Genomic DNA, 14,578 nt, shown 5'->3' on the forward strand with positions numbered 1-14,578 from the left:
ATCAACGTTTCTAAATAATCGGTATCCAGCCTGGCATTGAGGTATTCGAATTGTTCAGCCCAAAACCTCTCATTATTACTGGATAAAATCTCTGCAATACCGAGAACTAACTGTCTGATTTGTAATTTCATTTTAATACCCGGTTTCTCCAATATATACTGTGTTTCCAGCTGGAATCCGTATCTCAAATTTTGTATCAATAGGAGATGCAGCGCCATTAGGCCAGACAGGTAACAATGCTTTATCAATACGGGTTTGGATCACACCTAGCGGTTGCTCATAACTCAAAAATTGCCCAAATGGAGCCCCATTAACCCCGGCTCTAAAAAACGATGTCTCTTCAGACAAGATAATGGCCTTGTATGACCCACCAGCGAATGTTTTGGCTAAATCGCCAAGTGGTCCCGGATTTACAGCGGAATACTCCCCAGTGACTTCGCCGAGAACATGTAATTCAGGATTCAGCTTTGAAAGTGTGGAAATTTCGCTAACCGGGCTTAACCCACTAAGTCCTACTGCCGCCGCCATGGATACAGCTGCAATAGCCACGCCAACTGTCCGCTGATTAAGGACCTGGTCATAACCGGCTTTTGCTTCCCCGCCGAGTTGCTCTGCCGTCTTCTTGAACCCCTCGATATTACCGTTATAAACCCCACCAGCCGCGAGTAATCGGCCAGCGGCTTTGCTGTTTATCGTTGTTGTGGTTGGAGCGGCTACAGGGGCGCGTTTAGGTACAAACAAACTATTGTAATCAGCAGGTAATGCAAGGTAGTCGAATTCTGTGTTAGCAATCAGATGCTTACAACGTATATAGTCATAGCTGACGGTTATGGTTTCCGTATGCAATGCGTTTTGCATGAATTGGCTAGTGATGCCCTTCAGAGAGGCCCCACGCAATTCGATAGAATAGTATTTATCCCACATCCCGTATCGGTTGACTCGGTAAAGCGAAACCTCCAGGTGGAGCTTTTCGTTATTTGTTATTGCTGTGGCAAGCAGTGGAGAGGATTTATCAACCGGTTTCACAAAGGCAAGTTGTTGCAGATTCATTCCTGCTCCAGTACTTGATATGCCATTGCTCAGGCAATAGGCAAATATTTCATCCTCATGCCCTTTCTGATAATGATTTCCAACTGAATTATACGTCCCGCAGCCCGCAGAGATATCCCCCTGCTTTTCACCAATCATTTTCACATAAATTATATCGCTCACATCCCTAAGCCTCGATTATAAATATAACCATTTATGGTTATCACATAACTCGATTGCATTAAGGGCATCTTGTGCGGGAATTGACTTGTTGAAACCACAGGCCTTTGGTGGCATGACTTGGATGGCGTCGCTTTCGAGCGGGGCGGTATCCGTTTAGGCCGGTCTACCGCCATCAATGCCTTTACTCTTTAAAAACGTCTTAAAACCATTCAAAGAACATCATTAGATATCTCAAAAACACTAATCGTCCTGAGCATTGCCCGCAACCGTATTGCTCGCCATCTGGGCAGACTTTTGCTTTTTGTACGCCAGCGCTGATGAAGGCACAGGCGTCACTTTGCCGGTTTCCATCCAGTTGCGTAAACGGTTTGCATCAGCAAAGTGGGTATATTTGCCGAAGGCATCCAACACCACCAGCGCCACCGGGCGGCTGTTAATCATGGTGCGCATCACCAGGCAATGTCCGGCATTGTTGGTAAAGCCGGTTTTGGTGAGCTGAATATTCCATTTGTTGTTGTAAACCAAATGGTTGGTATTACGGAATGGCAGCGTGTAAGCCGGATTGGCAAAGGTCGCCATATCTTCTTTGGTGGTGCTCAACTGGCCAAGCAGCGGATATTGCTCTGAAGCAATCAGCATTTTGGACAAGTCACGCGCTGTGGAAACGTTTTGAATCGACAATCCGGTCGGTTCAACGTAACGCGTTTGCGTCATGCCCAGGGATTTTGCTTTCGCATTCATCGCGTTAATAAACGCGTTATACCCGCCAGGGTAATGATGCGCCAGGCTTGCCGCAGCACGGTTTTCTGATGACATTAAAGCCAGTAACATCATATCTTTACGGTTGATTTTACTGTTCAAACGCACACGAGAATAAATGCCTTTCATTTCCGGAGTTTGGCTGATGTCGATACTTAGCATCTCATCCATCGGCAAATTCGCATCCAGAACCACCATCGCCGTCATCAACTTGGTTATCGAGGCAATGGGACGCACCAGATCGGGATGGCTGGAATACAAAATATTATGGGTTTGCAGATCGACGATCATGGCACTACCGGAGGCGATTTCCTGCCCAGCAGTAACCTGTTGTGCGGTGGCTTTAGTGGCAGCCTGAGAAGCGAATGGTACGGTAATCATCAGCGCAAGGCTGAGCAACGATAGACGGATTTTTGTCGGCATGGTGACACTTCTGTAATTATTCAATTATGTTATGGTCCATCGAATCTATTCACAATGCGAATGAATAGAGCGAGGCGCCAGCATAATACTCTGACGCCCCGGGAAACTGCCACAATAGAATGTAATTGTTTATACCCATCAGAAGAGTCGGTATCCATAACCCCACAGAATGACGCTCATGGCGAGAAGCACTTCAAGCACCAGTACCCCAATAGCAAGCGTTGAACTTGAAAAACTCATCCCCTCTTCTTTGTTGATGCCCAGGAATTCGGGCACCCCAACATACAGCAGATAACCGGTATAAATCAGTGCGGTAGCACCGACCAGAACACACAACCACACCAGCGGATACAATGCCACCAGGCCACTGAGAAACAGTGGAGTCGCCACATATCCGGCAAACACCATGCAACGAGCTAATGACGGGCGATGTGGATAGTTACGTGCCATCCACCAAATGATGCGCCCCATCACAGCAACACCTGCCAACATCAATGCATAAAACAGTACGCCTAAATAAAATCCGGTAAACATCGACAATTGAACGAAGGTACCATCGCCAAAATTCCAGCCAATTTGGGTTGTGCCAATAAACGCACAGATAACCGGAATGGCCGCCATGAATAACACATGGTGAGTGTAGTGATGCGATATCGTTTCGTTCTCACGTTTTATGTTCTGCATTTCACGATTAGGATGGGAAAAAAGCCCCCAGACATGACTCATAACGCCTCCTGACAAGTCAAAAAATCGATTAAGCACAGTCAAAGTATAATGCACAGCGCTAGATTGTTTTTTAATCAAGATGAAATTTCTGAACAGGGGGAGTTTATTGGAAATGTGTTATTGAAAACCGGGGTGTTTTGGTGGTCATTTGGATACGTTTACCGTTTCGCTAAGTGCAGGAAACGGTGAATGCAGAGTCAAAAATCGAGGCTGTGTTACATCCTCCCCATAGCCCCAGGTTAACCATCATAATCATCCTGAAATGTACGGGGTCGATGCCCAGCGCATGAGTCACTGGCAACAGTAGCGGGGTCAGAATCAGGATTGATAGAGAAGGTGCCATGAGCTTCTGTGGGTCTTCAGGTTTGAGTGTGTCCCATCGCGTTTTGGAATACCGGAACCCGAATTTTCATGCCTTTTAAATCTTCAGGGCTAGTAACAGGGTTACTCGTCATTAAATTACAGGTACCAGAATCCATCCTGCCCAAAAATACTCATTTTGATTTCGGGTTATTAGTTATTTTTCCGCCAATTTCCTTACCGATATTATCGAAGATCACCTTATGTATGTGATCTTTGTTTTCAAAAATATACGGTAGGGTGAAAACTTAAATTTCAGGAAGAATAGCCGCCACGGGTGCCATTGATACACGAATAATACCAATGGTGCCCATTTTCGCCTGTTCAATCATTTGTTTCTCATAGACATTAAATAATGTTCATACAACCTATCAAGCCCATAATATATGTAATGCTTTTGCGACTTACTGCACAGCAACGTGCGGAAATTATGTATCAACCGTTATACTGTTGTTGTGGAAAAATTAAGGAGTTACACCATTCTTGTGGATATCAATAGTCTCATCGCACAGTACGGCTACGCCGCTCTGATTTTGGGTAGCACCGCAGAAGGAGAAACGGTCACTCTGTTGGGGGGCATTGCAGCACATCAGGGGTTACTGAAATTTCCGCTAGTGGTCTTGTCCGTGGCGCTGGGTGGCATGATTGGCGACCAACTGCTGTATCTGATTGGCAGGCGTTTAAGCGGCTCCATTGCCGAAAGATTTAAGAAACACAAAAAGAAAATCATTAAAGCGCAAGATCTTATCAACCGTCATCCCTATTGGTTTGTCATTGGGTCGCGCTTTATGTACGGCTTTCGGGTGATAGGCCCTATTTTGATCGGTGCCAGTCACCTACCTCCCAAAATCTTTTTACCCCTCAACATTGTTGGTGCATTAATTTGGGCAACGATTTTCACCACCCTGGGGTATATGGGCGGCGAAATTGTTGGCCCGTGGCTGCATAACCTGGACCAACATGTTAAGCACGGGATTTGGCTAGTCGGTGTGGTGGCGGTGGTGTGGCTGGTGCGTTACGGGTTTAAACACCGCGAGAGCAAAAAGTAAGTTTACCCTTTTGGTTTGAAATGGGGGTTGGCAAACATAAAACCGCCGTCGACGATAAATGATTGTCCGGTGGTGTAACTGGCACTGTCAGAACACAGCCATGCAACCAGGCTCGCAATTTCTTCGGTATCGCCCGCTCGCCCTAGAGGGATTTCAGGAATTCGGCTCTTGGCTCCATCACCTTCCTCCATGTTGTTCATCGGTGTGGCGATGGCTCCAGGGGCGACGGCATTCACCAGAATTTTATGATGCACCAGTTCCATGGCCATGGATTTGGTTAGCCCGCCCAATGCATGTTTTGCCGCAGTATAGGCGCAGGCTTCAGGAAGAGGAGTGTGCTCGTGAACCGACGTGATATTCACAATCCGCCCGCCATTGCCCTGGGCAATCATGGCGCGCGCGACTTTCTGCGAGCAGATAAAGGCGCCGTCAACATCCACAGTGAACAGCTCACGCCATTCTTCCAGGGTGACATCAAGGAATGGATTTTTACTCATCGCTCCGGCGTTATTCACCAGCGCGTCCACGCGACCAAAGCGGTGAATCAACTCATCAATACCTGCAGCACCCTCGGGAAGATGGGCCAAATCAAGCTGGACTGTCTCGGCACGCTGCCCAAAACCGCTGACCTGACGTGCCGTTTCTTGTGCAGCCTGTTCGTCTGAATGCCAGGTGATGCCAACGTCATAACCCTGTTGAGCCAGTATCAACGCACATTTTTTGCCAATACCTGAATCCGACGCTGTCACGATAGCCACTTTGTTAGCCGCACTCATCACCCTCTCCTGACTATTTTTTAACCAGACACTAATTATATACCCCACCGGTCGTGTTGCAGGAAAACGGGATTACCTTCTAATTATCTCAATTACCGTTCACGAGGGGGTAACGCCCCTCGCCTCTCCATATCCTTGCCTATACTGAGTAAACACTCGCCATAACATAAGGAGCATTAATGAAAATTATTTTATGGGCAATTCTTATTATCTTTATTATTGGCTTACTGGTCGTGACCGGTGTGTTTAAAATGATTTTCTGATGACCGTGGGTGCCATGATTGTGGCACCCGTTTGTTATTTTTGACCTGTCGCCCTGTCATTGACTGGCGCCTGGCGATACCCATTCCCTTCCCGCTTAACTTGCCCGAATCCTGGAAACGAAAAAAATCGGTTCAACTTGCGAACAGTATAGGCAAAGCTTTATTATCACTCCAATTGATTGGAGAAATGATGACTATCAAAGAAAGTGATTTTCGCAAAATAGACCTCAACTTGTTGATTGCCTTTGCGGTGTTATTTCGCGAACAGAGCGTGTCACTGGCGGCAGATAAACTGCATCTTGGTCAGCCCGCAGTAAGCGGTTCGCTGGCACGTCTGCGTGAAATGTTTGACGACCCGTTGTTTATTCGCAGCGGGCATCGTATGCAGCCTACGGCGCGGGCAACAGAACTGCACGGCGAGCTGATGCCACTGCTTGAACAGTTACAAAGTGCGCTGTTCCAGCAGGCAGAATTCAACCCCGCAAACGCCAAAGCGACGGTCACCATCGGCATGACCGATTGGGTGGAAATGTGGCTGATGCCGCGTCTGGTGCCTGCATTGCGTGAACATGCTCCCGGTGTGCGCCTGAATGTGGTGGCAAGCGACCCGTTTACTGATGCGCAACGTCTGGAAGGGGGTGACCTGGATATGGCAATCAGCGTGGCAAATCAGTCAGCGCGCTGGATGGAACGTGAATTATTGACGTCGATGGAGTTTGTTACGTTGTGGCACCCCGTACAGTTACAGCTCGACGCCCCGTTGTCTGCTGACATTTATGCAGCACAACAACATGTACTGGTTAGTTATCGTGAAGCTGCCAGCAGCCAGATCGATACGCTGTTAGCCAAACAAGGTTTGAAACGTGAGATTAGCTACACCACGCCGCATTTTTCTGCGTTGCCAGGGCTGTTAAGCAATATGCCAACCCTTGCGACGGTGCCGCAGGGGTTGTGTGAAAACTGGCAGCAAATATGGGGGTTACGGAGCAGCCCTGTTCCGCTGGGGATAGCGCCGTTTGAAGTGGCATTGCTGTGGCATCAGCGCCATAACAGTGACGCGGCGTTGATGTGGGTTCGTGGGTTTATTAAGCGGTTAGTGGGTGAGCGGGGTTAGCACCCCGCCCCAAAAAAACTACTCTTTCAAACTGCCGCCGTTGGTGGAAATCACCTCTTTATACCAGTTGAAGCTTTTCTTACGTGAACGCGCAAGCGTACCGTTGCCCTGGTCGTCGCGATCGACGTAGATAAAGCCGTAACGCTTTGAGAGTTCGGCTTTCGAAGCACTCACCAGGTCAATCGGCCCCCAGCAGGTGTAACCCAACACATCGACACCATCTTCAATCGCTTCACGCACTTGCACCAAGTGGTCGTTGAGATAGCTGATGCGGTAGTCGTCCTGCACCGTGCCATCGGCTTCAAGTTTGTCTTTGGCCCCTAAACCGTTTTCAACAATAAACAGCGGCTTTTGATAACGATCCCAAAGTTTATTGAGCAGAATACGCAGGCCGATTGGGTCAATTTGCCAGCCCCATTCAGAACTCGCCAGATGTGGGTTTGGCACCATATTCAGAATGTTGCCGCGTGCTTTGGCATTCAGTTCTTCATCGGTGGTAACGCAACCGGTCATGTAATAGCTAAACGAGATGAAGTCGATGGTCGATTTCAGCGCTTCGCGGTCGAGGTCGGAGATTTCAAGTTTAATGTCGTTGTCGCGGAAGTAACGCAACATGTAACCCGGATATTCGCCACGGCATTGCACATCGCCAAAGAACAGCCAGTTGCGGTTTTCCTGCATCGTTTCCAGCACATCTTCAGGTTTGCAGCTCAACGGATACATCAATCCGCCCAGCAACATGTTGCCAATCCGCGCATCAGGGATAATTTCATGGCAGGCTTTTACTGCCCGCGCACTGGCGACTAACTGGTGATGAATGGCCTGGTAAATCTCAGCTTTGCTGCTCTCTTCAGGCAACCCGACACCGGTCATTGGCGCGTGGAGTGCCATATTGATTTCGTTAAACGTCAGCCACAATTTCACTTTGTTTTTAAAACGTGTGAAAACACTGCGGGCGTAACGCTCAAAGAAAGTGATCACATCACGGTTGCCCCATCCACCGTAGTTTTTCACAAGATCCCACGGCATTTCGTAGTGAGACAGCGTCACCATTGGCGTGATGTTGTGCTTCGCCAGCTCATCAAACAGACGGTCGTAATAAGCAAGCCCCGCTTCATTGGGTTGAGTTTCGTCACCCTGTGGGAAAATACGCGTCCAGGCAATGGAAACGCGCAGGCAGCTAAAGCCCATTTCCGCAAACAGCGCGATGTCTTCCGGATAACGGTGGTAGAAATCGATGGCGACATCTTTAATGCCAAAATCTCCGGGCTGGCGATCAACCGTTGGGCTTAACACCCCGTTCGGCTGGACATCGGAAGTAGAAACCCCCTTCCCATCTTCACGCCATGCGCCTTCAACCTGATTTGCGGCAATCGCTCCGCCCCACAAAAATGTCTCAGGAAATGCTTTCATCTGGTGCTCCTTTTTTCTACAAAAGAATTAATGGGTTAGCGGCTTACCGTCAGGAACGGCATACCCGAATCAATGGAAAGATCATTAGTCATACGCGTAACAGCGGAGTATTCGTCGCTATTGCTGATAATCACCGGCGTGGCCAGATCGTAGCCCGCATCCAGAATGGCCTGGCGGTCGAACTCAATCAGCAGGTCACCGGGCTTAATTTTGTCACCGACTTTCACATGGGCGGTGAAGTACTGCCCATCGAGTTTTACAGTATCAATGCCGATATGAATCAACATTTCGATACCACTATCGCTGAGTAAGCCAATAGCATGGCGCGTCTGGAACAGTGAGGCGACTTCGCCATGGAATGGGGCAATAACCTTACCGGTCAGCGGAATAATCGCCGCCCCGTCACCCAGCAAACCGCTGGCGAAAGTAGAATCTGGCACCTGATCCATCGCTAAAACCGTGCCACTCATCGGTGCAAGAATGTCGTTTTCTGTGAGCTGGACAATAAAGGTTTCTGTCGCCACTTTACTGCGCGGCAGGCCTGCAATAAAGGTCATGATGCAGGCAAGGGTAAATGCCAGCCCGGTCCCCAGAATCGCACCCCAAACCGACATATCGACCCCGGTTGGCGGAATAATTTGCGAAAAGGTGAACACGCTAACCAGGCCAAATGAAAATACGCTGGTCTGGCAGTAACCGACAATCACGCCACCCACCGCTCCTGCAACACAACCAAAGATAAACGGACGACGGTTTGGCAGTGTTACCCCATAGACGGCAGGTTCAGTGATACCGAAGATCCCGGCCGTGACCGCCGAACCCGCAAGCACTTTGAGTTTCTTATCACGAGTACGCAGTAATACGCCCAACGTCGCGCCCACCTGCCCCATCACGGCTGGTAATAACAAAGGCACCATGGTGTCGTATCCAAGCACACTCAAATTGTTGATCATCAGTGGAACCAAACCCCAGTGCAGGCCAAAGATGACGCAAACCTGCCAGACAGCCCCCATGAATCCGCCCGCAAGCCACGGTGCAAAGGTATAAATGGCCTGATAACCATGGGCCAGAATCTGGCTCAGCCAGGTCGCCGCTGGGCCAATCAGCAAAAATGTCAGCGGAACGGTGAAGGCAAGGCATAACAACGGCGTAAAGAAATTACGCACCGCAGACGGCAGCAGTTTGTTGCAGCGCTTCTCCAGCCAGCAACTTACCCACGCGGCAAAAATAATCGGGATCACTGATGAACTGTAGTTAATAAAGGTTATCGGTATGCCAAGGAAATTCTCATGAATAGCACCGACCTGGCGGCTTGCCTCAAACGCTTGCAGTACCACCGGATGCGTCAGAGCACCACCAATCGCCATGGTAAGAAACGGATTGCCGCCGAATTTCTTACCGGCGGTGTAACCCAACACCAGCGGGAAGAAGTAAAACAGCGCATCACTCGCCGCAAACCACAGCTTATAAGTGCCACTATCAGTTGTCAGCCAGCCACAGACCACAGCCAGCGCCAGCACACCTTTCAAAATACCGGAAGCCGCCATCACGCCGAGGAACGGGGTAAATATCGCCGAGACAATATCAATCAGTTTCCCGAAGATGTTGGCCTTCTCCCCTGTAACTTGCGGCGATAGTTCGCTCTCATCAGTGAGCCCCGCGGCGGCACGCACCGCGTTGTACACATCGTGTACATGGTTGCCAATCACCACCTGGAACTGACCGCCACTTTCCACCACCATGATGACGCCTGGATTTTTTTTCAGCGCTTGTGCATCGGCACTTTTATGATCTTTAAGCTTAAAACGCAGCCGCGTGGCGCAATGCACCAGGCTCACAATATTCTCACGCCCACCGACATGGGCCAGAATATCCTTCGCAACTTCTTGATACGCCATGATTCTATCCTTCCACTTTTCGCCCTCAGGCGCCGTGCGACATGAGTAAATTTCAAAAAAAAACCTGAGTCCAGCTTCCCGTTAAGGAAGCCGGAGCTCAGGTTTTGCCTGCCGAAGCAGTAACAATCCGTTATACCCTTCACACTTCAAGTTTCAGGGGGTGTTGGCTGAAACTCAAATTATTTTGGGTACTGTAATCGCACACCTTTCGACGCGCGATACTTAAACTTTAAGACTCTCTTTACGTACTCGCTCAATGTGAATGGCGAGAAACATAATTTCTTCAGTCGTCAACTCACGCTGATATTCCGTCACCAAATGGAGGCTAATCTTTTCAGCACAACGCCAGGCGCGAGGATAATTATCTTTCACCGCGGCATGCAGCGTTGCATCATCATCGGCCACCACGTTGCGGCTCAGCATACGTTGGGCGAAAAATTTCAGATGCGTGACAAAGCGTTGATAACTTAGGCTATCTTCATCGTATTCAATGCGTAACTGGTACTTCACGATCTGTAATATTTCCTGCATCACGCGAGTCACGTGCATCACTTCAGGCATTTCGCTGTTCAGTTGTGCCGTCACCAGGTGCAGCGCAATAAACCCCGCTTCATCTTCCGCCAGTTGCACATCAAGGCGTTTCTCGATGATTGCCAGCGCTTCCTGGCCGAGTAAAAACTCTTTGGGATAGAGACGTTTTATTTCCCACAACAGCACATTGCGGATCGCCATCCCTTTCTTTTGCCGCTCAATAGCAAAGTGGCAGTGGTCGGTCAGCGTGATATAGAGGCTGTCTTGTAATTTCCCCAATCGTTGCCGTGAAAGTTCAATAATGCGATCGCAGGTGGTCATCACTTCCAGCGGGATTTGGCTTAACAGCTCGCCTAAACGCGCCACCAGTTCATCGCTTTGCAGGGCAAAAACCTTCTCGATTTTCTCCCTTTCAAGCGGTTCACCCACCTGTTTCTGGAAACCCAGACCGCGGCCCATGACCACTTGCTCACGGCCTTGTTCGTCCAGAATCACCACAACGTTGTTATTGAGTATTTTGGCAATATTCATCTGTACCTATACCCCAGAAACAAAAAAACCTGACTCCCGGCATAGGCCAGAAAATCAGGTTTTGCCTGCAAAAGCAGTTACAATCCAGTCCGGTCACTGTACCAGTTTCGTTTCGCCTCTCAATGCCACAAACAGAAAAGCGTGACGGCTGTCGCGAGTTTACTTGTGCGGGGCAACAAATAGCTGCTGCACAAATTCCGCATACGCAGGCCGCCAGACATCCATCTCATGCCCCAGTCCTGGGTATTGTTTGTAAGTAAACTTAACCCCTTGCTGTTCAAGCTGGCTCTTCAGTCCGGCGATGTCTTTACCCGTGACACCGTCTTTTTCACCGATCACCAAGGTGAAGTTACGCAACTGCTTATTGATGGCTTGCGGTTGGGTAATCTGGCGGGAAACGGCTTCATTTGGCACGGTCGTGGTGCTGACTCCGCTAAATGTCGCCAGCCAGCCAAAACTGTCCAGATGGCTCATTCCTGAAACCAGCGCCTGATAACCGCCTTGTGATAAACCCGCTAACGCCCTGCCCGCCGCATCTTTGCGCGTGGTAAAACGACTATCAACAAGCGGAATAATATCCTGCATCAACTCGTTATCTGCAGCAGCGGCATTGAGTGGATAGAATTCTTTGCGGCGTTCAACCGGTGGGAAATTTTCCGCCACCGCCTGTTTGATGTCGGTTTCGGTATCCGGCACCACCACCAACATAGGTTTGATTTTGCCTTCAGCCAGCAGGTTATCCATGATTTGTGGAATACGTCCCTGGGTGATAGCCGACAGACCGGTATCACCAAAACCATGGTAGAAATAGAGCACCGGCAGTGGTTCACCACCAGGCTTGTAGCCCGGTGGCGTCCAGACATAAATCTGACGCTCGGCCTGTAATGCCTTCGAGTGGTAAGTCAGCGTTCTCAGTTCCCCATGCGGCACCGCTCGCTCATCTAAAATGCCACCCGGCACCAGAATCAGGCTGGTGTTGACCTGGCGCTGAGGCTTGGTGAAGCGGCTACCCGTGTCGATGCTGCGAAAACCATCTACATCAAAATAGTATTCGTACAGGTTTGGCTTAAGCTGTGTGCTGCTCCACGACCAGACACCGCTTTCGTCGCGCGTCATCTCGTGGGATTGCTGGCTATCTGGTGTGCTCCCGGTCACAACCGAAACTCGCTTTGCAGTTGGCGCAAACAAGCGAAACGTTACTGAGTTATCGCTATTCAGGCCAGTAATGTATTGGCTAACGGGCACGGTTGCCGGAGGTGAAGAAGGTAACTCGACCGCCTGAACTGCGGGTATGGCCAACAGACTCACGATAACTAACGATAAATAATGCCGTTTAATTTTCATCCTCTCCCCTTATTACCACCACACTTCAGCCTGAGCGCCAATCGCCAGCTGATCATTTTTCTCATCTGCGAAACTAAAATTATCCAGTTCATTATTCAGTGAATGAATATAAGTAGCATAGAAACGTATTTCTGGACGAGAAGTTAACATACTGGTGTTCACTTTTAATGCGTGATAGAGCGTAGTTTTGTAACCCGATTCAGTAAATTCATTACCCGTCAGATCGGTATTCTTCTGGTTGAAATAGCCTAACTCGACCCCCGTCTGATGATATTTACTCCAGATATAGGCTGGACGAATCACGGCACGAACGCTTTCAAAATCAGTGTGCGCTCCGGTTTCATAGCTATAAACATCTTCACCACGCGAATAAACCAGTGCATTAGCCAGAATAATATCTTCACGTATTAAGGCAATATCCAGCTTGCCGCCTCCCAACTTCATATCCTGAATCCCCACACCGCCACCACCATCGGTACGCTGAGTTTTCCAGTCCAACATCTGGATTTCATACATCGGTAACTGGTGCTTACCGACCCAGAAATTGGCTTCAGGGGCAAAAGGTAAGAAGCCATTAGTGTTAACATAAAGATCTGAAAACTGGATGTAGTTTTCATTATTCGCATTATCACCGAACCAGCCCGCGGAATATTGCTGTCCGACGTTGCCGTCCAGTTGTACCACCGCGTGAACCGTTTTGCCCCCTTCGTTGTAGACCCGCTGCGAAACCTTTAAATCAAACCAGTTACTGTATTCATTCCCCAAACGGCCTAATGAACCAATCGCCCAGGATTTTGGGGCACCTTCGGTAGTCGTTGCCCAACCCGTTCGGAAATAACCATTATAACTAAAGCCAATATCCTCCTTCACATATTGACTCAGGTCGCTCATGGTCATTGCCGAAACGGGTGACGTGGTTTTCTCAGAGGCCTGCGAAGTTGATGGTGAAGTTGTTGCCACTAATAATTTGTCAGGCCGCGTAGTTTATTTGGCAAAGACATTCATCGCAGAAATGTTTTTACGGTTAATTTGTTCTTGTGACTTATAATATTGCAGTTCTTTTTTAGTTTCCTGTAAATATTTTTCCAGCAATTCAAGGTGCTATTCTACGGATAGCTTAACGCTACTTTGTGCATAAACAGGAAATACTAACGGCACCAGTAACACCGTGGTGAGTGCATAGTGTGATTTAATATCCATATAAAGCCTCACAGGCCAGACAATCGGTAATTTAAATGCAGATTACCTTCTGACAAAAACAAAAAACCCGACACACCTTAAATAAGGAGCATCAGGTTTTGCCTGCTTAAGCAGTAACAATTCAATAATATCTTTCACTGGCAATAATAAACGTCAGCGAATGTATGGAAATGTTTATTTAAATACTCTGTGATCGCTCTCTAGTTTTTATTTATAATTAACGACACCTTTAATTACAAACTGTTAATCGCCTGACTAATTGTCGCAGAAGTTTTATAGGCACGAATTTCTGTAAATAATTCAGTTGCCTCAGTATATTCCTTACGCAAATACCCCAGCCACTGTTTGATACGCGCAACGTGATACATCCCCGTATCTCCCTGCTTTTCAAGCTGGCTATATTTTTGCAGCAGTTTTACTACTTCCGGCCACGGCATACGCGGCTCATTGTACTTAATCACGCGGCTTAAATTAGGGACGTTAAGCGCCCCGCGGCCAATCATCACTGAGTCACAGCCCGTTGCCGCCATGCAGTCTTGCGCACTTTGCCAGTCCCAGATTTCACCGTTAGCAATCACCGGAATCGACAAGCGCTTGCGTATTTCACCAATCGCCGCCCAGTTGATGCGTTCGGCTTTGTATCCGTCTTCTTTAGTGCGCCCGTGAACGGTAAGTTCCGTGGCTCCAGCCTGTTGCACCGCATCAGCAATTTCAAACTGACGCGCGTCACTGTCCCAGCCGAGCCGGATTTTAACGGTGACTGGCATTTGCGCAGGCACTGCTTCACGCATCGCTTTCGCGCCACGGAAAATTAAGTCGGGATCTTTGAGCAGTGTGGCGCCGCCACCGCTACCGTTGACCAGTTTGGATGGGCAACCACAGTTGAGATCCACACCCCAGGAACCCAGTTCCACAGCGCGTGCTGCGTTTTCAGCTAACCATTGCGGATGCTGCCCCAGCAACTGGACTCGTACTAGCG

At 48.8% G+C, this 14,578-nt stretch carries 12 protein-coding genes and 3 pseudogenes; 3 read left to right on the forward strand and 12 right to left on the reverse strand.

Annotated features, from left to right (window positions below; genetic code table 11):
• Positions 1–132: 132 nt before the first annotated feature.
• From tssD to dctP, 5 genes and pseudogenes are all read right to left on the reverse strand, one after another.
• The gene (gene tssD, locus VJY99_RS17940; RefSeq protein WP_324120901.1) at positions 133–1,212 is read right to left on the reverse strand and encodes a type VI secretion system tube protein TssD; all 1,080 of its coding nucleotides are present in this window, start codon (positions 1,210–1,212) and stop codon (positions 133–135) included.
• Positions 1,213–1,452: 240 nt separating this feature from the next.
• Positions 1,453–2,394: a D-alanyl-D-alanine endopeptidase gene (gene pbpG / locus VJY99_RS17945; protein ID WP_324120903.1), complete on the reverse strand. Its 942-nt coding sequence runs from the start codon at positions 2,392–2,394 to the stop codon at positions 1,453–1,455.
• 138 nt (positions 2,395–2,532) lie between these two features.
• Entirely contained in the window at positions 2,533–3,120 is a 588-nt protein-coding gene (locus tag VJY99_RS17950) for a Yip1 family protein (RefSeq protein ID WP_324120905.1), read from the reverse strand.
• A gap of 229 nt (positions 3,121–3,349) precedes the next feature.
• Positions 3,350–3,463 (reverse strand): annotated as a pseudogene (locus tag VJY99_RS17955) (TRAP transporter large permease subunit); the annotation flags it as partial.
• A gap of 55 nt (positions 3,464–3,518) precedes the next feature.
• A pseudogene (gene dctP, locus VJY99_RS17960) lies at positions 3,519–3,821 on the reverse strand (TRAP transporter substrate-binding protein DctP); the annotation flags it as partial.
• Between the two features lie 144 nt (positions 3,822–3,965).
• Between dctP and VJY99_RS17965 the strand changes: the two are divergent.
• Entirely contained in the window at positions 3,966–4,529 is a 564-nt protein-coding gene (locus VJY99_RS17965; protein WP_324120907.1) for a DedA family protein, read from the forward strand.
• A gap of 2 nt (positions 4,530–4,531) precedes the next feature.
• Here VJY99_RS17965 and VJY99_RS17970 read toward each other — a convergent pair whose 3' ends face one another.
• A complete protein-coding gene (locus VJY99_RS17970; RefSeq protein WP_324120909.1) occupies positions 4,532–5,305 on the reverse strand; it encodes an SDR family oxidoreductase in 774 nt (257 codons plus the stop codon).
• A 179-nt stretch (positions 5,306–5,484) separates the two neighbouring features.
• On the opposite strand from VJY99_RS17970, the gene yohP reads away from it, so the two are divergent.
• Together yohP and VJY99_RS17980 are read left to right on the forward strand one after the other, a co-directional pair.
• Complete coding sequence (yohP, locus tag VJY99_RS17975; protein ID WP_072011146.1) at positions 5,485–5,568, forward strand: small membrane protein YohP; 84 nt, start codon at positions 5,485–5,487, stop codon at positions 5,566–5,568.
• Positions 5,569–5,758: 190 nt separating this feature from the next.
• Positions 5,759–6,682 (forward strand): LysR family transcriptional regulator, encoded by a 924-nt coding sequence (locus tag VJY99_RS17980; RefSeq protein ID WP_324120911.1) that lies wholly within the window; start codon positions 5,759–5,761, stop codon positions 6,680–6,682.
• Positions 6,683–6,700: 18 nt separating this feature from the next.
• Here VJY99_RS17980 and VJY99_RS17985 read toward each other — a convergent pair whose 3' ends face one another.
• The 6 genes and pseudogenes from VJY99_RS17985 to dusC form a co-directional block, all read right to left on the reverse strand.
• Positions 6,701–8,095 carry a 6-phospho-beta-glucosidase gene (locus VJY99_RS17985; protein WP_324120913.1) on the reverse strand — a complete coding sequence of 465 codons (1,395 nt, stop codon included), beginning with the start codon at positions 8,093–8,095 and terminating at the stop codon, positions 6,701–6,703.
• Between the two features lie 35 nt (positions 8,096–8,130).
• Positions 8,131–9,993: a PTS beta-glucoside transporter subunit IIABC gene (gene bglF / locus VJY99_RS17990; protein WP_324120915.1), complete on the reverse strand. Its 1,863-nt coding sequence runs from the start codon at positions 9,991–9,993 to the stop codon at positions 8,131–8,133.
• Positions 9,994–10,215: 222 nt separating this feature from the next.
• A complete protein-coding gene (licT, locus tag VJY99_RS17995) occupies positions 10,216–11,055 on the reverse strand; it encodes a BglG family transcription antiterminator LicT (RefSeq protein WP_324120917.1) in 840 nt (279 codons plus the stop codon).
• A 159-nt stretch (positions 11,056–11,214) separates the two neighbouring features.
• Positions 11,215–12,399, reverse strand: coding sequence for an esterase (locus VJY99_RS18000; RefSeq protein ID WP_324120920.1), 1,185 nt, complete (start codon positions 12,397–12,399; stop codon positions 11,215–11,217).
• A gap of 12 nt (positions 12,400–12,411) precedes the next feature.
• Positions 12,412–13,599, reverse strand: a pseudogene (locus VJY99_RS18005) (carbohydrate porin).
• Between the two features lie 233 nt (positions 13,600–13,832).
• On the reverse strand, positions 13,833–14,578 hold a 746-nt coding region (gene dusC, locus VJY99_RS18010), incomplete at its 5' end, for a tRNA dihydrouridine(16) synthase DusC (protein ID WP_324120922.1).

Origin of the sequence: Buttiauxella sp., assembly GCF_035271705.1 — a bacterium.
Lineage (GTDB): Bacteria > Pseudomonadota > Gammaproteobacteria > Enterobacterales > Enterobacteriaceae > Buttiauxella.